We start from the raw sequence: 23,268 nt of genomic DNA on the forward strand, positions 1-23,268 counted from the left end.
TATTTTTTTGTGTTCTGACATGGCTTCAAATCTTGGTGCTCAACAGATATCATACATTGTCGAAATTTTGTCGAATAATATCATATAATGTAGAAAAATAATTGACAGGAAATGAATAGAACTTTAGAATTAGGTAGTAGCGTAATCATTACTATCATATAGAAGCGTACATAGCTTTTAGCAAGAATGATTATAAATGTGACTTCAAGGGAGGATGTACGATGATGAAAGCAACAGGCATAGTAAGAAAAGTGGATGAATTGGGACGTATCGTAATTCCTATTGAACTGCGTAGAACAATGGGAATCGACATAAAAGACCCGCTCGAGATTTTTGTAGACGCTGAAAAGATTATCCTTAGAAAATATGAGCCAACTTGTATCTTCTCCGGAAGCTCAGAAAACCTGATCAATTTCAAAGGTAAAATGGTAAGCAAAGATGTTCTTGATGAACTTATTGCAAGCTTCGATAGAGCATAATCCATATACCACATATGATTTCAAAAAAAAGAACCGCTATTACAAGCACAAGATGTGCATGTAATACCGGTTCTTTTTTTATGGTGTACTTTCGAAAGCCGGTTTTATTTAGACTCTAGCACACTTTGGATTTTTTTGATAAAAGCATCATATTGTACGAGGCCTAGCTCCATGCACAACTTCTGGTAGGAAGATAACTTGTAATCTAGCTGGTTCAACTTCTGTTCCAGATCGTCGTACATTGCCTGCTTTTCTATCAATGCTTGCCGAAGCAGATTATCTATGTTCTCTTTGTCCGTCTTTTCCCCAAAATACAGGTGCATAAAAAAGTCAGAACGCAGAACATCTTTTTCGGCTGGTGATTGTAGATAAGCGTGGAACTGATCCAAGCCGGCAGAGGTAATGGTGAATACATTTTTGTCGGGTTTGCCTTCCTGTCGCACAGATTCTTTAGTGATCAGATTCAGCTTTTCCATCTTGCTTAGGGTAGGATAGATCGTGCCATAGCTGGCATCGAAGAAAAATGAGAAGTATTCCTCGAAATGTCGTTTTATCTCGTAACCAGAATGAGGTTTTTCGCTTAAAATCCCCAGAATAACATCTTGTATGTTCATAAATCATTGCCGCTCCTTTCTTTCACTTCCTACCATATCACAACTGCATATCGCTCTCAATTTGAAATGGCATAGCCGGAGTGGCAAACTGTATAATTACGCATTTACTGGCACAGGCTCTTGTTCTCGTGAGATCCGAGTTTCTTTACGGAGGAAAGTGACAAGTACGCTTAATACAGCAATTGTTGCCCCAATACAGAGTAAATAGAACATATCCTTCCATACCCCGTTACCCCCGATAACCAGGTCGAGCATACCATTAACTGCATAGTAAGCGGGCGAAAAGGGACCGATCCAGTTATAAAAAGGTGAAAGCACATCGCGTGGAATAGTTGCTCCGGACGCTAACATTTGCATGGAGAGAAGCGCAATATTTAGCCAGCCGCCAGCATCCCCGAGGAGCAGCAGACTAAACTGAGCAAGGATCATACAGGAGAGAATTACCGTGAACTCGAACAGCCACATAAGCAGAAAGCCACGATTAGAGTGGATACCGAGTGAGTTAACCATGATAGTTCCCACTAGTGAGATAAGCACAGCCGTTCCACCCATTATGACAAATCGGGCTGCAAAGCGATTCCATTTACTAAATTGTCCAGACAAGTTGGAGGAAGCTTTATGGAGATTCATCGCGAGTAACATAGCACCGGTAAATGAGGCGGTAACGATCATTAAGGGAACCATAGTTTGTGCAAAATTAGTTGTAGGGTTAATGATTTCGACGTTGGCGGAAATGCGGCTGCTTGCAGCACTTTTGATGATCTCCGCTTGTGCCTGCGGCAGATTCATAGCATCCAAGGTGTGGCTTAGTGCTGAATTACTGTTTTGAGTGTTCATTGCAGCCGTGACTTTAAGTGCTACCGACTGCATCACATTGCTGACCATCTGTGGATTAGATTCATTTAAGAAGTAGTGGAGTTCAGTCTTTGCAGATGGATTACTGATCTGTCCAGTGAACCCTTGGGGAATATTGATAATCATGCGGATTTCTCTATGCTCAAGTGCTTCTTTTGCATTTTCTAGTTGGAGATCCTGTCTGGTTACGAACTGAAGTGATCCTGCAATCCCATCGACTATAGGCTGGGCATTTGTACCATCCTCATTAACAATAGCAATGGGCAGCTGATCTACCCGATCCGTTACATGATCGTACCCTGTAATCCAAATTAAGCTGAAAAAAACTTGGAACAACAGTGCAGTTATAATTCCAATGATGGTAGCAGGCTGCTTGAGGAAGCGCATGATTAATTGATTTGACATGGTTATTTCTCCTTTATATTTCAAGTTGTAATATTACAGATTGAAATATATCATAACGAAATATAAACTGCAACAGAAAAAGTTAAGAGCATGGACATTACAAAGCGATTTCATATATCATAGGGCTTGTACTGGAAATATCGCACAGATGAATGTCTTACCTGAAGCTGAACAGAATGGGGAGGAACAACAGATGAGTAACGAAGTACATGGAATGGAACAAAACGTGGTTCATGCGAAACTGAACAAGCCAGAAGCGATTGTATTTGATATGGATGGAACATTGTTCCAGACTGAAAGTCTTTTATTGCCTGCATATCATAAAATGTTCGATATTTTGCGGAAAGAGGGACTATACGTAGGACCTACACCACCAGAAGAACGTATTCTAGGCTGCTTAGGGATGTTGCTGGCAGACATTTGGAAGAATGTTATGCCTGAAGCAGATGAAGCCGTGCACCGCCGGGCGGATGAATTGCTCCTGCAGCTGGAGATTGAAGGGCTTGAAGCCGGAGGCACGCTACTGTATCCACAGGTGGTTGAGACACTGACAGCGCTTAAAGAGCGCGGAGTGAAGCTGTTTGTGGCTAGCAACGGGCTGGAGGATTATATTCACAGCATCGTTGTGGTGCATGAGCTTAAGGCGTTGTTCGAAGGCTTGTATAGTGCGGGAGGTCAAGGCACTGCGACTAAGACCGAGCTGCTACGCATTCTTTTGGATAATCATGGTATCAGCAGTGCCTGGATGGTTGGGGATCGTTCTTCTGATGTTCAGGCAGGTAAAGGAAATGGCCAGACCGTAATCGGCTGCGCCTATGCAGGCTTCGGACGTCAGGATGAGCTGAAGGGCTCTGATGTCATTATTACCTCCTTCGACGAATTGGTTGACTTATACGACAACGCAACGATTAGTGAATAAGAACTTACGATGGGGAGTTTGCTTAGCTTACAAGCAAGCGCTTGATCAAAAAAAGGCATCCTTGAAGAAGGGTGCCTTTTTATTTTCAATACTCCAAATGCAGGTGCAGGAGCGGTCAGTCTAATGTCAAAGATATACATAAATAAAGGGAGTAATCCGATAAAAAATGGAGAGGAAAAATGTAGAAACCGAGAAGCGAGAAGTGGGCCAAGGGAGCATAAATATGATAATGAGTTTCTTTTTTATTGCTTTAAGTGCTGCTATTGGAGTGGGGATGTGGTTTTTAGTTATAGGTATAGTCTTTTCTATTGGTGGAGGGAGCCTATTTGTAACTCATTATGATTCCTTGTTTTTTTATAGTGCTGTTCTTTTGTTGTGCATTGTAAGTTATCTATGGTTTATAAAACATCTATTTGAAAAAAATTTGGAGCTATTGCTCCTTATCTGTGTGGGTACCACAATGCTCTTTTTTTTCCTTACAGGTTGGCTTAACTAATCATAGGGGGGGAGGACAGGCAATTCTTAATGTACTACTGGTTATTGGCTTATATCTTATCTTATTAATACAATTTATTCTGACTTTATATTATTTAATCAAAGTAAGAAATGAAATTTAAATAACATAAAGGGTTCTAAATGTTTTGCATGCCTAATATGTAAACCCTTTAAGTTAAACTATCGTTCTCTGTTGGTTAAATTACCAATCGGATTCATTTAATTTAAAAGAAGTGACTCAATAAATGGCTCTATGTCAAAAGGTTCAGTCGTTGTTTCGTATCTACCGTATACATGACCGTTTCTATCGATTAAAAACTTCGAGAGATTCCACTTCATCCCATCGCCGGCATATATGTCCGGATACTTTTCCTGCAGAAAATCCTGCATCCATTTACCGCCTGATGTCTCAGTATCGAATCCTTGAAATGGTGCTTGCTGTGTTAGATATTGAAATAAAGGATGGGCAGACGGTCCCCTAACCTCAACTTTCTCAAATAATGGAAACTTAACTCCAAAGTTGCTCTCACAATATTCATGTACTTCTGAGTTGCTTTCTGGCTCCTTCTCGTTGAATTGGTTACAAGGAAAACCAAGTATTTCAAACCCTTGCTCATGGTGGATTTCGTAAAGTTTTTGAAGATCAGGTAATTGGCGAGAGTAATTATTATAAATAACATAATAGCGCTATAGGCGTTTATTGGTCTAATATATAATAGAAATAATATTTATAGTATTAACCTATAACGAGTATATCTCCACTATAAAATGCCGCTTAAATTTTTATTTTTGCGCTTTTAACCAATGAGCAGTTTCCCTCTTATCCTTCAAGTTACTTTGAAAATAATTCTAAGAGTATCAGCAACGAAAATTCCCCAAACGTAATCATTTTGATTGAATTATCCTGCTCGCCGTCGTATTGATTCAAGGTTGGCCATTATACCGCTTTCATCACGGTGTTCGAAGGCCAAAAGAAGCGTGCTCCTTAATGGAGACACGCTTCTTGACCGGTATGATAATTGCCGCGGCGGTGCTTACTGCTGCTTAGCGTACCATTCGGAAAATTGTTTCTGGTATTCAGCGATATATTTGTCTATTCCCGCTGCTTTTAGTCTGTCTAGCGCTTTGGGAAAGGCGGTGTCATAATCACTGAAGCCGCTGCCGATCGGAGCGAGGTATTCAGTGAATACGCCGTTCAGCTTCGTTTCTTCATTCTTGACGGGTGTATTGTCAAAGTTGAAGCCGGCACCTTTGGAAATGATGGCTCCATCGTCCCAAGCTTTATATTCTGCAATAAACTCGTCCGGTACCGTGTTGTCGAAACGCATGAAGTTTTTGTTCATCAGCAGCCAGTCAGGGATCAGCGAATCAGTGGTTATTTTGGTCAAACGCCCGTTTTCATCCAGCGTATAGTCTGTTCCTTCTATCCCGTAGGCGAACAAGTCGTACAGCTCCTGGTTTTTTTGCAGCAGATTGAAGAACATAATATAACGTTCAGGGTCTTTAGCTGCGGTGGAGACAAAAAAGGCGGTGCTGTAAGTGCCGCGGCTGATTTTTGGACGGCCGCTGCCGAGGAAATAGTTGACCAGTTTGGCATCAGGCACTGCTTGTGAGATGGTTGCCGCACCTTCGAATGGGCGTGCTGCTGTGCCGGCCCAGAACATCGCTTTTCCGGAGTTCCAGTCAGACTGCAGCTGTGGGACATTGGTGGCGGCATATTTTGGAATGATTCCTTTTTCATACCAGCCGTGCATAAGGTTCGCATAACTCTTGAACTCTTCGGTTTCAAACCAGCTAATAATTTGATCATCCTTCACAGACTCATCCAGGGCAATAAAATCATTTTGCCAATAGAGGTTTTTGTCCGTGTAATCATATTGTAGGAGTCTGCGCGCATCGGTGTTGGCGTACCCGATCAGTTCGGGATGAATGGCATGGACCTTATCATAGAACTGCTCTAGTTCTCCCAGTGAAGTGACCTGTGTCATGCCGGCTTCTTCAAGCAAATCCTGTCTAACTAGCGCACTGTAGAATTCCGCAGAATTCGGTTTGTTGCCGACGGGGATCGCATACTGCTTGCCTTCCAGCTGAAAGGCTTTGAAGGAGGCCTCGTCCACATTTTTACTCAAATCAGCGGCTGCATCGGCATACGGAGTGAGGTCGGCATAAAGCCCCTTTGCCACAGATTTTACCATGTAATTGGCATCTGTATAAGTTGCGAAGTCTTCTCCCGTAGACAGCATTAAATCAGTTTTACCGCCGCCATATTCGGTCCAAGGAAGAAACTGAAATTCAACCTCAGCATTGATTTCTTTCTTAATAGTGTCGTAGAACGATGTCTTCGCTAGTTCCTTCATCCGGTTGGACTCATCCCCGTACAGCACAATTTTCAATTTGGCAGGAGCCAAGGCGCTGCCGTCTTTACTACCGCTATCCGTAGAGGAAGAGGTACCTTCATTTCCAGTTCCAGAACTAGGGGGAGCGCTTTCATTGTTGCCCTGAGCACAGCCACTTACCAAGAACACCGCAGCGAGGAGCAAACTTAACCAACCTTTTTTCTTTTTCATGATGAACCCTCCTGAAATAGAATCATAATGTTTGAGGCATCTATTGCAAAGGCCGTGCTCCCTTAAGTCCCATTGTACATCAAGAAGTAGGGGAGCATAAACCCGGTGCAACCGAACATAATATGGCATCTTTGCTGGAAATTAGCCTTTGACTGAACCTACGATAATGCCTTTGACAAAAAAGCGCTGGAGAAAAGGATATAATATGGCGATTGGCAAAACGGTCAGACAGGTCATTGCCATTTTGGCTGTCTCCAGTGGCGGTGCGATGATAGCTCCACCAACTTGAGCAGCATTGCCGGAAGCCAGGAACTGAATGTTCGCCATCATGTTGTACATCAAATATTGGATCGTATAGAGATCCTGATCGGTTACCAGCATTAGTGGCAAATAGAAGTCATTCCAGAATTGCAGTGCGTAAAAGAGCGAAATGGTGACCAGTCCGACGCGGCCCAGCGGAATCATAATGCTGAAGAAGATCCGCAGATGTCCGGCACCATCGATTTGCGCAGATTCCACGATTTCATGCGGGATGCTGCGGAAATAGTTAGCCATGAGAAACATCAGAAAGACGCTTAGCACATAAGGGATGAACAGGCCGATGAGCGTATCGCCCAAATGATAGTATTTGGTGCTAAGCAGATACCATGGCAGCGTTCCTCCGCTGAACAGCATTGTAAAATAGGCGAAGAAGGCGATGAAATTTTTGAGCCGGAAGCTTTTAACGGAAATGACATAAGCGTAAGCGGTGGTCACCAATACGGCCGATACGGTACCCAGCACCGTAACGATCACCGACATGGAATACGCCCGCAGAATCTGCTGTGCCTTCGAGCCAAACAGGAATTCGTAGGTTTCAAAGGTAAAGCCTCTGGGCCAGAACGAATAGCCTTCCGCGGCGATTCTGGATTCGGTAGATAATGAGCCGGATACTGCCAGAATAAACGGCGCTAGACAGATTACTGAAAATACGGCAATACAGATGTAAAAGAAAATGAGCAGGCCTTTGTTTTCGGTAGATTGCATCTTATCAGTCTCCTAAAATAGTTTGCTGTCTTTGTCATACCAGCCGGCTAATTTGTTGGCCACCAGCACCAGAATGAAACCAAAGACGGATTGATAGAGCGTGATGGCTGAAGCAAAGCCGAATTCTCCGGAACGGATGGCTGTGCGGTATACATACACATCGATAATGTCGGTAGTCGGCAGAAGCAACGGATTCAGGAACGTTACCCCCATAATCATACTGAGGTCGCCTTTCAGCATGCCCCCGATGCCCAGCAGCGTCATCAGAATGATCGACGGAATCAGCATTGGCACCGTAATTTTGGTGATAATCTGCCATCTGGAGGCACCATCGATTCTTGCAGCTTCATAATAGGAAGTGTCGATGCCTTGCAGCACCGCATAATAGATGATGGCGCCGTAACCAGCGCTTTTCCAGATATTCGCTAGCACGAGAATGATTACGAACAGCCAAGGGCTGGAATACCAGTCAACCTGGGAGAAGCCGAATGTCTGGAGCAACTGGTTCATAATGCCTTTGTCGTAATCCAGCAGGGAGAACAGAATGGCTCCGATAATAATCCAGGAAATAAAATACGGGAAAAACATGACGCTCTGCGTGATTTTGATAAACCATTTGCTGCGCAGCTCATTTAGAATAATGGCGATGGCCACTGAAAAAAACGTGCCGGTTAGCATATACAGCGCATTTAACATCACCGTGTTGCGTGTAGCCCTAAGAGAATCTTCCATACTAGAGAAGAAAAACTCGAAATTAGAGAAGCCGGCCCACGGGCTGCCGAAGATTCCGTCGTTGAAGTTGTAATTTTTAAAGACGAGAATCAGACCACTCATCGGCAGATAAGCAAAAAGAATTAGAATGATGATTCCCGGAAGAGCGAGCAAATAAAGCGAGCTGTCCTTCCTTAGGGATTTACGGAAGCTCTTGGCTTTGGCCGTCCTGATTCCCGGACTTGGCATTCCTTGTGTCTCCGATGTAGCTTCTTGCATCATTAACAGTCCACTCCTTTATACTAGCGTTGTCATTTCCGTCCCTTGTTTTAGGAGAACGCTTTACATGAAAATCATAAATCCACCCGGAATGTAAACGCTATCATAATAAACGGAAAAAAGTTAAAAAAAGCGGAAAAGGGCAGCTTAAAAAAACGAAAAAGACAGAACTTTTTTGTTTTTAGGGTGCTCAAAAGCCTGATTTAAAGGGGGATTTCATAGTAAGGCCGGCGCGAGGGTTATTCATTGAAAGTCAAAAAGGGGATGTCTCCGGCTATGAAAATGCTGCCGGGACATCCCCTTTGTTCCTTACTTTTAGCGGGTCAATCAGGAAGATTCTGTTTCTGCAAAATATGATTCATTCTCCATTTAGAAGGTGTAACCCCATAACGCTTTTTGAACTGGGTTGTAAAATAGGTGCTGCTGTTGTAGCCCACTTTCTCGGCAATTTCCCGGATATCCAAGCCAAGCTCAGTGACTAATAACATCTGCGCCTGCTCCAGACGCAGCAGGTTAACGAAATCGGGAAAGCTGCAGTTTACTTCGTCGGCAATAAGTCTACTGAGATAAGCGGGACTTAGCGATAGCTTGTCAGCAAGGGCATTAAGGGAGAGCCTGGAGTCATCATAATGATCTCTGATATAACAAATGGCTTCACCAGCAATGCTCTTGGTCTGTACAGCGCTCATGCTGGCAATACGCTCGTGGGCGGTATAACAGCTGTCTACAATCCAATTCCATAGCTTGTCATAGCTTTGGATCTGCCAGATATGCTGGTAATTATCTAGAAAGCCGGAATGCTGGACGTCTGCATTAAGCTCAGCCGTGCGACTGAGCTCAAAGACCAGTCTCGATAAAGCGATGGTGGCAGGCTCGACGCGGTAACTGCAGGCTACTGCCAGCAATCTCTCCACTGCCTGCGGAATATGGTTCGAGAGTTCCGTCTGCTTAACGGCTTGCAGTACCGGTTCAAGGGCACTGTCGGGCATTGGGCTGCTGTTCAGGTGGATCGTATCATCGGCAAAGATGATGTTCTGCTGCACATGAAATTTAATATATTGCAGACTGTCCGCAGCCTCATTGTATTTAGCCCTCAGTAGGTTTAAATCATCCGTCAGCCCGCTGATTCCGAAGGCGCAGCAGGCTCCGGAAAGCTGTAGCTGAGCGGCGGTTTCTTCCCATTTACCGCGGTACAAAGCGTAATCGCCGAAGCTGCCGCTGTGAAGCTCGCTCAGAATAAGTACAGCAGTGCCCTGATGCGGGCTGAAGGATTGAATGGCTGCAAGTTCACTGAAGGCATGTTCAATCTGTTGTATGTTTTCCTCAAAAGTATGCCGGAAGTCGGAGTCTTCAGGTTGTTCGGGCTCCAGAGCGGTCAGCACGCATACACAATATGCTCCCCCAGAAGCGGCTATGCTCATCAGGGGTGTCCCGCTGTTCTCCGGTGTTCTCTGCGGGGAAAGCAGCCACCGCATCAAGGCGCTATCATCGCTTTCTTTTTTTAGCTGCTCCAGCTTAACGCCAATCTGTTCGAGCTCCTGGCTTACGGTATCGAAATCGCCACCGGTTTTCAGCGCTTCTTCATTGCCAGATAGATGAGCGATATTGCCGAAGAGCCGGCCGATTGGCTTATACATCCGCCGCGAGATCAGGTTGGCGGTTATAGATGCGGCGGCAATCAAGGCCAAGCACAGGCCAGTCATCAGATTACGGGCATTGGAGATATCACGGATGCTATCCTTGTAGGAAGTCTCCGACACAAACCACAGCTTGTCCGCTGCAGAATATACATAGGTAATCAGCTGTGGCTCTTCACCTCCCTTATAGACAAAAGAGCCTCTTTCTGAGGTGGAGGACACCACCTGCTTTAACATGCCCTCTTCCAGAGGGATGTCAGATAATGCACTGTGCATGAGCACAGATGCTTTTCCGTCAAGCACAGCGTAACGGGTGGCTTCGCCTTCTTTTTGTGTAAACAGATTATTCTGCAGCTTTCCCAAATTGACGGTCAGTGCTACCGCACCATTATATTCGCTATCCGCAAACGCCCGGTCATTATAAAACACGGTGAGCAGGGTAATGGGGGTACCGTTATTCAAGGTTGCCTCCCACAGAAACGGTGATTCAACAATGATGTTATCCCGCATTCTCGAGAATAGCTCCAGCTTGGATTCAGGGCTTAGCGGAAGGTTTTCGAACATGGCAACAGGCTCATCCACTCCCATGATGTAGGCGTTCTCCATATATTGGTTCACAACCAATGCTCCGCGGATTTGGCTTAAGGCACTGTACAACTGGTCGCTCCAGCTGGTATCGCCATTCATCATGAGCGCGTTGATGTTTGGATTCCTATAGAAGTCCATAGCGTAGTTCTGGACGATCTCTTCATAGTTTGTAAAAACGGTTTCAGTATTCACCAGTACATTTTGGTTCGCCTTGTTGACATTATCTATCGTAATATTCCGGTACCAATAAAAGATCACTACAGCCAGTACTAGAATACAGCAAACTGAAATCGCGGTTAGGCTCATAAAAAAGCGGGAGTACAATTTCTTTCTTTTTCCCAAGCTGCTCACCCCTTCAGGTAAATCCTATTACACCCATTCTAGAGGGAAAAGCCATTCGCTGACAAGGAGTGAAATATGGGCAATATAGCATGAAAGTATAAAAATGAAGAAATAGAACATAGAAAATACAAGAAAGTTAAACTTATACGAACTATAATTGGTGGTGCTTACATTTGAATTGTTTTGAGGAGGATTACTTTTAATGAGAACATTCCACAATCCAGTGCTGCCGGGATTTTATCCTGACCCTTCCGCTATCCGTGTTGGTGAAGATTATTATCTTGTGACTTCAAGCTTTGAATTTTTCCCAGGCGTTCCTATCTTCCACAGCAAGGATCTGGTCAATTGGCGCCAGCTTGGCCATGTACTGGACCGCCCGTCCCAGCTCAATCTGGATCACTCGATTCCCTCCATGGGTATTTGGGCACCGACGCTCCGCTATCATGAGGGAGTTTTTTATATGATTACCACTTTTATTGACAATGACAAGAACCAGCATAATTTTTATGTAACAACAACCGATCCGGCCGGAGACTGGTCTGACCCTGTATGGTTGGAGGATGCACCCGGTATTGACTCCTCTTTGTTCTTCGATGAAGACGGCAAGGTGTATTATACCGGCAACCGTGTTCCGCCGGAAGGGCAGGCTTATCCGAAGCATATGGATATCTGGCTGCAGGAGATTGATCTCAGCCAAGGGAAGCTAATCGGTCCGAAGCAGAGTATTTGGCAAGGCGCACTCAAGGTAGCTCATGCGCAAGAGGGACCGCATATTTATAAGATCGGCGCTTGGTATTACGTGCTGATTGCCGAGGGCGGAACCGGGCATACTCATGCGATTACGATTGCCAGAAGCAAGAGTGTGACCGGTCCTTATGAGGGCCATAAAGCCAATCCGATTCTGACGCATCGCCATCTTGGCAGAGCGTATCCTATTGTTAATGTGGGTCATGGAGAGCTAGTGGAGACTCAGCATGGTGACTGGTGGATGTTCTGCTTGGCTTCACGAACCAGCGGTGGTTATTACCGCAATCTGGGACGTGAAACCTTCCTGACACCGGTAATCTGGGAGAATGAATGGCCTGTGGTCAATCCTGGCAAAGGAGTGCTGGAATTTGAGACGGAGGCTCCGGATTTGCCAGAGACAAAATGGCCGGAATTGCCTGCGCGCGATGAGTTTATAGGTAATGAGCTGGCACCGATCTGGAATTTCCTGCGGACACCGCGGGGTGAATTCTGGAGTCTTACCGACAAGCCTGGAGTTCTGCGGCTTCGCCTGAAGCCAGAACGGCTCTCGGAGATTGCCAATCCATCTTATATCGGTAGACGCCAGCAGCATTTGAGCTTCAGAGCGGCGACTGACATGACGTTTAGTCCCGCTGCAGAAGGGGAAGTAGCTGGTCTTGTTCTCCTCCAAAATGCGGATCACCACTTCCGTTATGAACTGGGGCTAGAGGCAGGCGAACGTGTATTACAGCTGATTCATCGGATGGGTGGCAGCGAGCAGCTGCTGGCGTCAGTGCCATATCTACAGGATCAGGTACAGCTTAAGGTGGAAGCCAGAGGACAAGAGTATAGCTTCTATTACAGAGCTTCTGAAGCCGCCAAGTGGACAGCCTTCTGTGAACGGACGGATGGCAGAGTGCTCAGCACCGATCTGGCCGGAGGATTCACAGGAGCATACCTCGGGATGTACACAAGCTCTCAAGGTGCAAAGAGCGAAAGCTATGCCGATTTCGACTGGTTTAGCTATGAAGGACTTGAGTAATAGGAGGAGGTGAAATTCAATGAGCAGCAATCTTGTAACTAACACGTATCCGATTCCCGAGCTTCCCCAGATTCCCGAACGGACTTTTGCAATCACGGATTATGGGGCAGAAGAGGGGGGATTAACGCTATGTACCTCTGCTATTCAGGCTGCACTGGATGCCTGCGCTTCGGCGGGAGGCGGAAAGGTTGTTATTCCCGCTGGCATCTGGCGCACAGGACCCCTTACTTTACGTAGTCGAATTAATCTGTATGTAGACAAGGGGGCGTTGGTGCAGTTTGACCCTGATCATACCTTGTATCCGTTACTTTCTTCCCATTATGAGGGGAATGCCGGCTGGCGCTGTCAGGCTCCGCTCGATGGAGAAGCTTTAAGCGATGTGGCAATAACCGGTGAGGGGATATTCGACGGCAGTGGCGAAGGCTGGCGCCCAGTGAAGCGGTTTAAGATGACCGAGAAGCAATGGGAGCGTTTGATCGAATCTGGAGGAGTGCTTGATCCGCAGGGCGAAGTATGGTGGCCTTCCCGGGAAGCCATGGAAGGTGAGGACTTCTGCCGGAAGCTGTGGGACAAGGGAGAAACTAGTATGGAGGCTTATCTGCCTGCTCGTACGTATCTTCGTCCGACGTTGCTTAGCCTGCGCAATTGCCGGCGGGTGCTGCTGGAAGGGCCGAGCTTCCAGAATTCACCTGCTTGGTGTCTTCATCCCATTGGCTGCGAGCAGATTACCGTACGAAATGTTCAGGTACGTAATCCTTGGTATTCGCAGAACGGGGATGGCCTTGATTTGGAATCCTGCACGCATGCTCTAGTTGAGCACAGCAGCTTTGATGTGGGTGATGACGCCATCTGTCTCAAGTCAGGCAAGGATGAGGAAGGCCGTAAGTGGGGAATGCCCTGTCAGTATATTACCATCCGGAATTGCACGGTATATCACGGACATGGAGGCGTTGTGATCGGCAGCGAGATGTCCGGAGGTGTCCATGCAGTTCGAGTTAGCGACTGCCTGTTCATCGGCACGGACATTGGCCTGCGGTTCAAAAGCACCCGGGGAAGAGGCGGTGTGGTGGAGGATATTGTAATGGAGAATATCAACATGACTGGCATCATCCACGAGGCTGTATCCTTTCATATGTTCTATGCAGGGGTTGAAGGATCGGAAGGGTATGACGAGCAGTTATTTTCGGTTACAGAGGAAACTCCGCAATTTCGGAAGATTACCCTGAAGAACATCGTGTGCCATGGTGCAGCAACCGCACTATTAGTGAACGGACTGCCGGAGATGCCGCTTGCTGATCTAACCATTGAAAAATTCCACGCAGTGAGTGACCGGGGAATTGTGCTGCGGCATGCTACGGGGCTCACGCTGGATCGTATCCGGTTGCAGACTTCGCAAATGCCGAAGATAACAGCGCATAGATGCAGCCACGTCACGCTCACTCATTCCGAAGATTTGACGATCACAGAGAGATAAAAAAATTCTATGGATGATGGAAATCCGTCTTGAACTTCCGTGGGTGTGACCTTGCTTCTTTTCGGTATTGGAGCGGGGTCAGACCGGTTGATTTTTTGAATGTTTTATTGAAATGGGAAAGATGTTCAAATCCGACAGCGGAGGCGATCTCCTGGATTTTGCCTGTAGATCCGACAAGCAGCCGTTCGGCTTCCCTTACGCGGACATGAACGATGTATTCCCGAAAGTGAAAACCCGTCAATCGGTGAAATACACGGCTCAAGTATGAAGGACTAATGTAAAAATTACTCGCAGTCTCTTCCAGAGTAAGGGCCTCACGGTAGTGATCACGGATATAGGTGGCTACATCCGTTACTAGATGATGGAGCGGATGTTTCGTCCCTCCAGCTTGTGAGATACTCTCTGAACGCTGGAGGAGAATCATCAGCTCGGAGAATAAAGCGATTACGCTGGTTTCGTAATACGGGCGCTGCAACCGGCATTCTTCCAGCATCCGGTTCATTAGAATTTCCGCTTCGTCCTGCTCGCGCAGGGTCAGCTTGAACAAGCGGTACCCGCGGTCATGAAACCAGATGGCTTCATTCTGCAGGGATGGCGGTAGAAGAGCAGGATCATAGTTGATCAGAATCCGCTCGAATTCGGCTACTTCCGAGCTTGCTGTGGAATGAAGCTCCCTTCCGGAGATAAGAATAAGCTCACCCTTATGAACCGTAATGACTCGGTCGTCCACAAAGTATACCCGCTCCCCTTGTATCAGATAGTACAGCTCGGCTAAGTCATGGCTGTGGGGACGTGGCATAGCAGTGATGCCTTTACGTTTCATATGCTGGATGCTGTAGCGGTCTTCTTCAATATGATATTTGTGATTGGGGCTAGTCAGGGTAGTCATAATTCTCCTCTTCTCTTACGAAGCGTTACGGTTATTATAGAATAAACTCAGGTTGATAGGAAAGGAGCCGCAGATGTTAATTACAGTCTCTAAGAGTGTCGACGAAGGATTCAGTAGTCTACAGGCAGCATTGGATTCAATTCCACAGGAACACAAGGAAGAAGTGACGATTCGGATCAAACCCGGCATTTACGAGGAAAAAATTACAGTGAAACAGGGAACGCCTCCGGTTCTGCTACTGGGGGAAGACACGAATTCCACCATCATTACGTGGTCAGACAACGCGCACACTTTAGGTCCGGACGGAGAGCCGATTGGCACATTCAAATCCGGTACCCTGAATGTATTCGCTGAGCATTTCACCGCTGAAAATCTGACCATTCGAAATGCATCAGGTCCCGGCACTGGCCAGGCGGTGGCTGCTTTTGTTGATGCTGGTCATGCTGTATTCCGGCGTGTACGCCTGCTGGGTGATCAGGATACTTTGTATACAGGGCAAGGAAAGCAATATTATAACGAATGTTACATTGAAGGCGATGTGGATTATATTTTTGGCGCGGCTACGGCTTTGTTTGAACGTTGCCGGCTGCATAACAAGCGTTCCAGAGGATATATAACAGCCGCATCAACGCCTGAAGACGCACCGTTTGGTTATGTATTCCTCGATTGTGAAATTACTGGCGGTCAAGGTGTAAGTGAAGTGTATCTTGGCCGACCTTGGCGCCCTTATGCACATGTGGCTTTTATCCGCACGGTCATAGACAGTTCGATTATCGGCGAAGGCTGGCATAATTGGGGGCAGCCGGACAGGGAGGAAACTAGCCGCTATGAAGAATATGGCAGCAGTGGACCGGGAGCCAATCCCGAAGCCAGAGCTGCATGGTCGCGGCAGCTGATTCCACAGGAAGCTGCGGAGTATAGGGTGCTGACCGTGCTTGATGGCTGGCATCCTGAAGGATATTAAGGAAGGAGCACTTCGGATGGAGCCTCTGGAACAATACATGAAAGAACTAGCTGGTTCAGCTCAACGCAACTCGGCTTTCAGCAAAGACATACCCTTTCAGCAATGGCGTGATGAGCTTAGCACAGCATTTACGAAGCGGTTAGGTGGCTTTCCAGAAATAGCTGAGGAGCTGCAACCGGTTCTGCTGGAACGAACCGTCTGCTCCGGGTATACCCGTGAACGTATAGAGATAACTACCTATGAAGGGTTGCGCATGCCGCTGTATCTTTTGATCCCGGATCAGCCGTTCTCTACCCCTGTTCCTGCCGTTCTTGCCATTCATGGACATGGCTATGGAAGCCGGGAGATCGTAGGCTTGAACCCGGACGGATCGGATCGGCAGGGAGATCCCGGGCTGCACAAAGACTTCGCTGTTTCACTGGTAAAACAGGGCTTTGTAGTGGCAGCCCCAGAGCTGCTCGGCTTTGGGGACAGACGATTGGAAGAAGACCTAACAAGCGGGGAGCCTGGACGTAATTCCTGCTTCCGCCTGTCATCCGCATTGTTGATGGTTGGGAAGACGATGGCCGGCTACCGTATCTACGAAACCATGCGGGCACTGGATTATTTGCAGACAAGAAAAGAAGTTAAGGATGAACGAATTGGAATTATGGGTATTTCCGGCGGGGGACTGGTGGCTGGCTTCACAGCTGCACTTGACGAACGAATCGCTTGTGCGGTCGTAAGCGGGTATGCCAATACTTTCGCAGACAGTATTCTGACACGCAATCATTGCCTTGATAATTATATTCCAGGGATTTTGCTGGAAGCGGAGATGCCTGACCTACTGGGCCTCATTGCCCCTCGTGGCCTGTTCCTCGAATCGGGAGATACCGATCATCTGTTTGGCCCACGCGGAACAAAATTAGCTTTAACCCAGTTGCAGACGATTTACAGGTCGGCGAATCATATCGGACAGGTAGAAGCGGACTTCTTCACCGGAGGTCATGAGATTCATGGTGAACCAGCCTTTGCCTGGCTGCGCAAGCAGCTCACCTGAGCATAAGATTAGACTTCATATGGATGACAAACGAAGGAGGAATAAGGATGTCTATAACTGAAGCAACAACCGTTCGCTTGTCCAGTAAAATCGCGAGTACGATTCTTGGAGGGTGCAACAAGCAGGGAGAGCATGAATATGTGCTGGAAAGATGGGCTTATGTTCCGGGCATGCTGCTGATGGCAATGGCCCGGGCGGGTGTTCAGCTCGACCAGCCTGAGTATGTCTCCTTTATGGAGCGGCATATGGACACATTTATTGGAGAGGATGGTTCCATCCGTACCTACAGGCTGGAAGAATACAATCTGGACCAGATTAACGAGGGGAAAAACCTGTTCTTGCTATACCAGAAAACCGGAGAAGAACGGTATGCTGAAGCAGCCCATTTGCTGGCCGCACAGCTTATTGGACATCCCCGCACCTCCGAAGGGGGATTCTGGCATAAGAAGGTATACCCTTTCCAGATGTGGCTGGACGGGCTGTACATGGCATCGCCATTCCTAGCGGAATACGGCAAGGTTTTTCAACGACCTGAACTGATTGACGAAGCGGCGCATCAGCTGCTGCTGGTTGAGCGGCGGACCCGTGATCCACGGACCGGTTTGCTCTATCATGGCTGGGATGAATCCAAAGAGCAGGAATGGGCTGACTCGTCTACCGGATTGTCCTCTCATTTTTGGAGCCGGGCGATGGGCTGGTATGCGATGGCTGTGGCTGATTGCCTGGAGCATTTTCCGCTCACTCATCCGCAGCGGGGGACGATCATTGGCATTTTCCAGCGGATGTGCGGCGCGCTTCTGGAGGTTCAAGACAAGGAGACTGGCCTCTGGTACCAGGTGTTAGATCAAGCGGGGAGAAAAGGCAATTATCTTGAAGCTTCCGGCTCGTGCATGTTTGTTTATGCGATGGCTAAGGGACTAAGATTAGGTTATCTGGAATCCTCTTTTATAGAGGCGATGTTGCAAGGGTATGAAGGCATTTTGACGCATTTGACTGAAGAGGATGAACAAGGTGTGCACCTGCACCAGATCTGTCATGGAGCGGGTCTGAGCAAAGACCGTAATGGCTCATACGATTACTATATCTCTGAGGACGTATTGTCGGATGTGCCTATGGGCGTCGCTCCATTGTTATTAGCATCACTTGAGGTGGAACGGTACCAAGCTGAAAAATAACAGAAGCCCAATCATTCCCTCTGAAATGGAATGATTGGGCCTTTTTTTGCTGCCAGATATATATTTATTAGCGTTTCAGCAGATCCTCGCGGATAGGTGTGAAGACATCGAGCAGCGCAGAGTCTGCTTCTAATGCGGTTACACCGTGCTTTGCATCTGGCGGTATGGCAATACTTTGCCCCGCGGTTACCTTATGCTTCTCGCCGTCAATACGAAATTCAAAGCTTCCACGCAGACAGTAGCTCATCTGCTCGTGAGGATGGCTATGCTCATAGCCCTCGGCTCCCTTTTCGAAATGAACCTCCATCATCATCAGACTGGCTGCAGCGTTCAAGATACAGCGTTTAACTCCCGGTTCTGCTGGTTCCCATACTCCAAGATTGCTCATGTTCTAATCTTCCTCCTTGTATATAGTTATCGGGGCATGGCGATGTGAATTCTGCCTGCCTCAATTCTTAATTGGGTTGCTTCAGGTTGCCCGGATGTTGACTCAGATTCTCCGAGCAGCCTAAGCGGTCCGAGACCCGGAACAGTAACAAGGTGTTCTTCCTTGGTGCCGTTGATGGCGGCGATAAACCATTTTCCATCCGTACGGGATATCCTGTACAAGCGTACTCCTTCGACAGCCTCTTCATAATCAAGCTGTTCAAGCTGTAGTGAAGAAGCATCTTCTGTCCGGGGATGAAGCAGAATGACGTAATCGCTTGTACCACCATAAACACGAAAATGTTGCTGCTCTGCCAGCGGATAATTCCCGGCTACAGCGCCTTCTCCCATTGTAATCACTGGAAGTTCTGGTTCGGCGATATAAGCGCTTAGGTGCTTGCCGTTCAGGCAAGCTGCATCAATGGATTGCTCCATTATACTTGCATCAGTACTGAGTGTATGCAGATTCCAGACGCTGTTCGATGCTCCCTCGATTCGATCCCATATCAAGTAGACGTTAAAGCCTGCTTTAATAAACAAGAAATTCCGCTCATATTCCCTGGCGTTAGCCTCTGGAATAAGACTGCTGGCATGATCTAACTCTTCTGAAAAGCGCACTTCCTTGCATGTGCTTTGCAGTGGGCCATTGGCAAAATTTCCGAATGAATCGGTAAATTGAACAACATTATGAGCTGCGCTGGACACATACCAATGCCGATCTCCGTTATAGTAACCTCCCGTTCCAGAATCAAGGGTTACTGGAACACCATCTGCCCAGATGGAGAAGTGCCCTTCATCATGATGAGCGTGATAAGTCAGCGGAGACGCCTCGTAGATTGCATAATGCTGAAGGTTCTGTTCTCCGTTGCGGAAGATGACATAACCGATATCGGGATAATGTACGGAGTCGAGTGCAGGCCTTTGTTCTGTTAAGTCGGGCTGTGGATATAACAGCGCGACCAGAGGCAGAGGAAATGCGCCACTATCCTCAATCGGTTCTCCGCCGTGCTTCCACGTCCAGAGCATTTCCCCGGCAAGCTGGGGGTCTTCGTCCATATAGAATGGGGCCGCATATCCAAGCAGGCGAAACCATTTTTCCTGCACATTGGCATCGCCGACCGCTGGTGTAAGCAGGACGGGGGAGCCAGAAGAGCCGCCTTGAATAATATCTGGTGCAGTCACTGTTCCGATTAGGAAATGGTACATGCCCTTTACCTTCTCATGCTTGAAATAATCAATGCCCTTCAAACGCTTTAATAGGAGGAAGAAGAGAAAATAGCGATGCAATACTGCGCCATGGTAGCGAATATTTTCTGGCCATGCGCCGTCTGAATCCACCACTTCTGCCAGCTGCCAGTTGATGACTGAGAGGGCATGATCAAGATATGCCTCACTTTGTTTTTCATTGGGAAAGAGGAGGGCATATACACCCAGTCCGGTTGCCCGGTCGGCATTCCAATTACTGCGTTTTCCCCCCTTTTCATCTGGGAAGGTCTCCAGATCAAACCGGTAGTAGTGGGTATCCATCATCATGTCTGCGATATAGCGGAAATGAGCGAGAAGTTCGGTTTCTTCTCCAGTGAGGAATACACTGCTGCCAGCAATCTGATCGTAGATTACCGAAGCAGCAGCGAGCCCCCTCCCGATATGCACCGCGCCGTAAGTATCATCGTCATGCCAGCCGTCTCTACGGAAAATATCCATGCCTACCCGCATATCGGCAAGCATGTACTGGAGCTTTTGCTTGGCTCGAACCGCAAATTTACTTTCACCCGTGGTCATATACATATTGGCGTCCGCTCCCGTAGCCTCCAGCAGGAAGGCCCAATTGGTAAGTGTCGGCCGATTAAAAAGCGGGGAGAGCAGCTCAGTTCCCAATGGCTGCCCCGCAGCATTTAGAAAATGGACCCCGATGCAGATTCCTTCGCCTAGAGGAGCTTCCAGACTGAGCACCGTCTGCACGCTGTAATGATCACCTTCGTATACAGGTATGGTCTCTCCATAATGAAGGATTGTCAATCCTTTCACTTCCTCATTACTGATGCAGATACATTGCAAATCGTCTGCCAGACTAGCGCCAGATGGGGTTACACCAGATGGCTGGAGACCCTGCTGCCAGCTGGCCAATTTCTCTAGATATACTGTGCTTCCGTTTTCTCGGTCTTGACTCCACCCCAGCATCCCAGATTCTAGACCGCCATTCGCTAGTTCAACCGGCAAGCCAAGCTGCGAATGAGTCAGACGCAAGCCCCCGATGCGCGCCGTGCCCTTTCCCCGAATCTGTACAGAAAGCTTGAGGAAGGCCGTTCTGGGAGGGGTTTTAAAAACAAAGGGTTCTACCCGGAACACCCCGAGTTTATGGAGGGGCGCAGCAGCTTCTCGGCTGGCAAATTGTTCAGACAGCTGTTGTTGTCTTTCGTACTCTTGCCGGACCTTGGGAAGCTGTTCGATTCTAAGGCGTATGCCCTCCAGCTCTCCTTCGGTATAACATCCGAAGGGGCGTGTACCGCCACCATATGCTGAAATCATCGGTAGTTCTAACCTCCTTGTAAAGTAGTCATGGTTCGTGGGTGAGCTTTCTCTTAATTAGTATAAACGTGGCTTTACGAAGGACGGGATAGATAAACAAATGAAGGAAAGGGGACAAAGCAACTGAAAAAGTGAAATTCTCCCCCAAGCGCAGTCGCTTTCTCCCTAACCGTTACGAACGGATAGAATTATCATTAAGGACATAAGCTTAGTCCAATGGACAGGAGGAACAATAAATGAATTTATCAAAACGTCAAATTAACGCCTGGACCTTCGTTGCTCCCAGTTTGATTCTGACGCTGGTTTTTGGAGTATATCCGATCTTTTGGGCTCTGAAGTACATGTTCTATGATTACCAGGGTTTCGGCGAACCCCTGTTTATCGGGCTGGAGAATTTCGAGCGCTTATTAAGGGATAAGGAATTCTGGAAGTCAGTGGTCAACACCTTTATCTACGCTGGAGGCAAGCTGCTCATCACCTTGCCATTATCATTTTTACTGGCGGTTGTCCTCAATCGTGCTTTGAAAGGGCGGCAGCTGCTAAGAGCGATTTACTTTATGCCGACCGTAATCAGTGCTTCGGTTATGGCCATCGTATTCTACGTTATCTTTAATTCATACAATGGGATGGTTAACCAGCTATTGGTCGGCTCTGGAATTATTTCCGCTCCGATAGATTGGCTAGGGCCGAAATATGCCTTACTAACCGCTATTATGATTGCGATATGGGGGGCTATCGGTAACTATATGCTGCTTTTTATCGCTGGTTTACAGAACATTCCTGAGGATCTCTATGAGGCGGCATCTATAGATGGAGCTGGACCTTTCAGAAAAATGTGGAACATCACCGTTCCCATGCTCGGACCTGTATTGCAAATGATCATTATGCTCGCTATTACCGCCTCCCTAAAAGGCTACGAGAGTATTATGGTGCTTACCGAAGGCGGTCCTTATGGCAAGACGGAAGTTATGTACCTGTACCTGTATAAGCTGTTCTTCCCTGTATCCAGTGGAGGTACAAGCATTCAGCAATTTGGCTACGGTAGTGCGGTTGGTTTTGCCACAGCAGTTATTGTAGGTCTGATTACCTTAGTCTACTTTTATGTATCTAAAAAGCTAAATGATATCTATTAAAAGAGAGGAGAATGAACAGTGAGTACATTACATGCGGAGACGAAGAACACTTCGGTCCAGCCTGTCCGGTCCTTCAAGACCCGAGCGGTGCTGTCCCGGACCTTGCTGTGGATTTTTCTACTTATAGTGGCGGCTTTTGCGTTGTTTCCGATTATTCTGGCTTTTTTCGGATCCCTTAAGACCAATCTGGAGTTGACGACAGGAACCACCTTGCTGCCTAAGTCATGGCAGATTGGAAACTACGCGCAGGCTTGGAATTCGGCTAACTTTGCCCGCTTTACATGGAACAGTGTGTTTATCAGTATCTTTACCACCTTAGGCACTCTATTCATTGGAACGATGGCCGCATATGCGGTAGCGAGAGTCGATTTTTACGGGAAACGTATATATGTTGTAATTCAGTCCTGCACGCTGTTTATCTCGATCGGTGCTGTGGTGCTTCGGCCGCAATTTGACCTTATGGTAGCGCTTAATCTACAGAAATCGTTATGGGGTGTCATTATTATTCTGATTAGTGCGCATGCCACGGCATTTTTTATGTTGATTGGTTTTGTACGAGCGATTCCGAAGGATCTGGATGAGGCTGCTTTTATTGACGGCTGTAATTTCTATAGCGTATACTTTCGAGTTATCTTACCGCTTCTGACACCCGCCCTTGGAGTCACGGCGCTTTGGACCTTCCGCGGAGCATGGAACGAATATATTCTGCCGCTGGTTTTTACCATGACACAGCCAAAATTACAGACACTCACCGTAGGATTGGCGGGGCTAAAATATGGTATCGGCGATGCGGCGCAACCTCAATTGATGCTCGCGGGTGCATGTCTGTCCATGTTGCCAATGATTGTTGTCTATATTTTCGCTAATAAATCGTTCATGCAGATGACAGCTGGCTCTGTAAAGGGCTAAATTCGGGGCGGGCTTCGGACAGTTATTCAAGAAGGATGTGAATAC

Annotated in this window: 19 protein-coding genes and 1 pseudogene; 10 read left to right on the forward strand and 10 right to left on the reverse strand. The window is 47.2% G+C overall.

Going from position 1 to position 23,268, the window contains the following annotated elements; all coding sequences use genetic code 11:
• Window positions 1–221 precede the first annotated feature (221 nt).
• Window positions 222–479 carry an AbrB/MazE/SpoVT family DNA-binding domain-containing protein gene (locus NST58_RS10085; protein WP_036684015.1) on the forward strand — a complete coding sequence of 86 codons (258 nt, stop codon included), beginning with the start codon at window positions 222–224 and terminating at the stop codon, window positions 477–479.
• 104 nt (window positions 480–583) lie between these two features.
• Here NST58_RS10085 and NST58_RS10090 read toward each other — a convergent pair whose 3' ends face one another.
• Together NST58_RS10090 and NST58_RS10095 are read right to left on the reverse strand one after the other, a co-directional pair.
• Window positions 584–1,093, reverse strand: a complete 510-nt coding sequence (locus NST58_RS10090; RefSeq protein WP_036684013.1) for a PadR family transcriptional regulator — start codon at window positions 1,091–1,093, stop codon at window positions 584–586.
• Window positions 1,094–1,189: 96 nt separating this feature from the next.
• Window positions 1,190–2,353, reverse strand: coding sequence for an ABC transporter permease (locus tag NST58_RS10095; RefSeq protein WP_076191116.1), 1,164 nt, complete (start codon window positions 2,351–2,353; stop codon window positions 1,190–1,192).
• Between the two features lie 214 nt (window positions 2,354–2,567).
• Here NST58_RS10095 and NST58_RS10100 point away from each other — a divergent pair, with 214 nt between their 5' ends.
• A complete protein-coding gene (locus NST58_RS10100) occupies window positions 2,568–3,272 on the forward strand; it encodes an HAD hydrolase-like protein (protein ID WP_076191417.1) in 705 nt (234 codons plus the stop codon).
• A gap of 166 nt (window positions 3,273–3,438) precedes the next feature.
• Window positions 3,439–3,768 (forward strand): hypothetical protein, encoded by a 330-nt coding sequence (locus NST58_RS10105; protein ID WP_076191118.1) that lies wholly within the window; start codon window positions 3,439–3,441, stop codon window positions 3,766–3,768.
• Window positions 3,769–3,986: 218 nt separating this feature from the next.
• Here the strand turns inward: NST58_RS10105 and NST58_RS10110 are convergent.
• The 5 genes and pseudogenes from NST58_RS10110 to NST58_RS10130 all read right to left on the reverse strand — a co-directional run.
• Window positions 3,987–4,433 (reverse strand): annotated as a pseudogene (locus NST58_RS10110) (glutathione peroxidase); the annotation flags it as partial.
• A 368-nt stretch (window positions 4,434–4,801) separates the two neighbouring features.
• Window positions 4,802–6,334 carry a DUF3502 domain-containing protein gene (locus tag NST58_RS10115; RefSeq protein ID WP_076184258.1) on the reverse strand — a complete coding sequence of 511 codons (1,533 nt, stop codon included), beginning with the start codon at window positions 6,332–6,334 and terminating at the stop codon, window positions 4,802–4,804.
• A 141-nt stretch (window positions 6,335–6,475) separates the two neighbouring features.
• On the reverse strand, window positions 6,476–7,360 hold the full coding sequence (locus NST58_RS10120; protein ID WP_339247585.1) for a carbohydrate ABC transporter permease: 885 nt from the start codon (window positions 7,358–7,360) through the stop codon (window positions 6,476–6,478).
• Window positions 7,361–7,372: 12 nt separating this feature from the next.
• Entirely contained in the window at window positions 7,373–8,353 is a 981-nt protein-coding gene (locus tag NST58_RS10125) for an ABC transporter permease subunit (RefSeq protein ID WP_081383729.1), read from the reverse strand.
• 320 nt (window positions 8,354–8,673) lie between these two features.
• Window positions 8,674–10,917 (reverse strand): helix-turn-helix domain-containing protein, encoded by a 2,244-nt coding sequence (locus tag NST58_RS10130; protein ID WP_248547634.1) that lies wholly within the window; start codon window positions 10,915–10,917, stop codon window positions 8,674–8,676.
• A 202-nt stretch (window positions 10,918–11,119) separates the two neighbouring features.
• On the opposite strand from NST58_RS10130, the gene NST58_RS10135 reads away from it, so the two are divergent.
• Window positions 11,120–12,685 (forward strand): glycoside hydrolase family 43 protein, encoded by a 1,566-nt coding sequence (locus NST58_RS10135; RefSeq protein WP_076304371.1) that lies wholly within the window; start codon window positions 11,120–11,122, stop codon window positions 12,683–12,685.
• A gap of 19 nt (window positions 12,686–12,704) precedes the next feature.
• Window positions 12,705–14,159, forward strand: coding sequence for a glycoside hydrolase family 28 protein (locus tag NST58_RS10140; RefSeq protein ID WP_076304372.1), 1,455 nt, complete (start codon window positions 12,705–12,707; stop codon window positions 14,157–14,159).
• Window positions 14,160–14,166: 7 nt separating this feature from the next.
• On the opposite strand, the gene NST58_RS10145 is transcribed toward NST58_RS10140, so the two are convergent.
• Entirely contained in the window at window positions 14,167–15,048 is an 882-nt protein-coding gene (locus NST58_RS10145; RefSeq protein WP_076124866.1) for an AraC family transcriptional regulator, read from the reverse strand.
• A gap of 73 nt (window positions 15,049–15,121) precedes the next feature.
• Between NST58_RS10145 and NST58_RS10150 the strand changes: the two genes are divergently transcribed.
• Genes NST58_RS10150 through NST58_RS10160 form a run of 3 tightly spaced genes read left to right on the forward strand, consistent with a single transcriptional unit; the run spans window position 15,122 to window position 18,226 of the window.
• Complete coding sequence (locus NST58_RS10150; RefSeq protein ID WP_076304374.1) at window positions 15,122–16,012, forward strand: pectinesterase family protein; 891 nt, start codon at window positions 15,122–15,124, stop codon at window positions 16,010–16,012.
• Window positions 15,987–17,051: an alpha/beta hydrolase family protein gene (locus tag NST58_RS10155; protein ID WP_256716517.1), complete on the forward strand. Its 1,065-nt coding sequence runs from the start codon at window positions 15,987–15,989 to the stop codon at window positions 17,049–17,051. Before NST58_RS10150 ends, NST58_RS10155 begins: the two co-directional genes overlap by 26 nt.
• 47 nt (window positions 17,052–17,098) lie before the next feature.
• Window positions 17,099–18,226: a glycoside hydrolase family 88 protein gene (locus tag NST58_RS10160; RefSeq protein ID WP_339247591.1), complete on the forward strand. Its 1,128-nt coding sequence runs from the start codon at window positions 17,099–17,101 to the stop codon at window positions 18,224–18,226.
• A 67-nt stretch (window positions 18,227–18,293) separates the two neighbouring features.
• Here the strand turns inward: NST58_RS10160 and NST58_RS10165 are convergent, their stop codons facing one another.
• Both NST58_RS10165 and NST58_RS10170 read right to left on the reverse strand, forming a co-directional pair.
• On the reverse strand, window positions 18,294–18,614 hold the full coding sequence (locus NST58_RS10165) for a cupin domain-containing protein (RefSeq protein ID WP_036683993.1): 321 nt from the start codon (window positions 18,612–18,614) through the stop codon (window positions 18,294–18,296).
• A 26-nt stretch (window positions 18,615–18,640) separates the two neighbouring features.
• Complete coding sequence (locus NST58_RS10170; RefSeq protein ID WP_339247594.1) at window positions 18,641–21,181, reverse strand: heparinase II/III family protein; 2,541 nt, start codon at window positions 21,179–21,181, stop codon at window positions 18,641–18,643.
• Between the two features lie 236 nt (window positions 21,182–21,417).
• Between NST58_RS10170 and NST58_RS10175 the strand changes: the two genes are divergently transcribed.
• Together NST58_RS10175 and NST58_RS10180 are read left to right on the forward strand one after the other, a co-directional pair.
• Entirely contained in the window at window positions 21,418–22,314 is an 897-nt protein-coding gene (locus NST58_RS10175) for a sugar ABC transporter permease (RefSeq protein WP_036683990.1), read from the forward strand.
• A gap of 87 nt (window positions 22,315–22,401) precedes the next feature.
• Entirely contained in the window at window positions 22,402–23,223 is an 822-nt protein-coding gene (locus NST58_RS10180) for a carbohydrate ABC transporter permease (RefSeq protein WP_254847647.1), read from the forward strand.
• Window positions 23,224–23,268 lie beyond the last annotated feature (45 nt).

Origin of the sequence: Paenibacillus sp. FSL R10-2796 (genome assembly GCF_037965315.1) — a bacterium.
Lineage (GTDB): Bacteria > Bacillota > Bacilli > Paenibacillales > Paenibacillaceae > Paenibacillus_AQ > Paenibacillus_AQ odorifer.

Bases quoted from the DNA above. Each gene is read 5' to 3' on its own strand.
- NST58_RS10085 (WP_036684015.1), top strand. From the start codon at position 222: ATGATGAAAGCAACAGGCATAGTAAGAAAAGTGGATGAATTGGGACGT.
- NST58_RS10090 (WP_036684013.1), bottom strand. From the start codon at position 1,093: ATGAACATACAAGATGTTATTCTGGGGATTTTAAGCGAAAAACCTCAT.
- NST58_RS10095 (WP_076191116.1), bottom strand. From the start codon at position 2,353: ATGTCAAATCAATTAATCATGCGCTTCCTCAAGCAGCCTGCTACCATC.
- NST58_RS10100 (WP_076191417.1), top strand. From the start codon at position 2,568: ATGGAACAAAACGTGGTTCATGCGAAACTGAACAAGCCAGAAGCGATT.
- NST58_RS10105 (WP_076191118.1), top strand. From the start codon at position 3,439: ATGGAGAGGAAAAATGTAGAAACCGAGAAGCGAGAAGTGGGCCAAGGG.
- NST58_RS10115 (WP_076184258.1), bottom strand. From the start codon at position 6,334: ATGAAAAAGAAAAAAGGTTGGTTAAGTTTGCTCCTCGCTGCGGTGTTC.
- NST58_RS10120 (WP_339247585.1), bottom strand. From the start codon at position 7,360: ATGCAATCTACCGAAAACAAAGGCCTGCTCATTTTCTTTTACATCTGT.
- NST58_RS10125 (WP_081383729.1), bottom strand. From the start codon at position 8,353: ATGATGCAAGAAGCTACATCGGAGACACAAGGAATGCCAAGTCCGGGA.
- NST58_RS10135 (WP_076304371.1), top strand. From the start codon at position 11,120: ATGAGAACATTCCACAATCCAGTGCTGCCGGGATTTTATCCTGACCCT.
- NST58_RS10140 (WP_076304372.1), top strand. From the start codon at position 12,705: ATGAGCAGCAATCTTGTAACTAACACGTATCCGATTCCCGAGCTTCCC.
- NST58_RS10145 (WP_076124866.1), bottom strand. From the start codon at position 15,048: ATGACTACCCTGACTAGCCCCAATCACAAATATCATATTGAAGAAGAC.
- NST58_RS10150 (WP_076304374.1), top strand. From the start codon at position 15,122: ATGTTAATTACAGTCTCTAAGAGTGTCGACGAAGGATTCAGTAGTCTA.
- NST58_RS10155 (WP_256716517.1), top strand. From the start codon at position 15,987: ATGGCTGGCATCCTGAAGGATATTAAGGAAGGAGCACTTCGGATGGAG.
- NST58_RS10160 (WP_339247591.1), top strand. From the start codon at position 17,099: ATGTCTATAACTGAAGCAACAACCGTTCGCTTGTCCAGTAAAATCGCG.
- NST58_RS10165 (WP_036683993.1), bottom strand. From the start codon at position 18,614: ATGAGCAATCTTGGAGTATGGGAACCAGCAGAACCGGGAGTTAAACGC.
- NST58_RS10170 (WP_339247594.1), bottom strand. From the start codon at position 21,181: ATGATTTCAGCATATGGTGGCGGTACACGCCCCTTCGGATGTTATACC.
- NST58_RS10175 (WP_036683990.1), top strand. From the start codon at position 21,418: ATGAATTTATCAAAACGTCAAATTAACGCCTGGACCTTCGTTGCTCCC.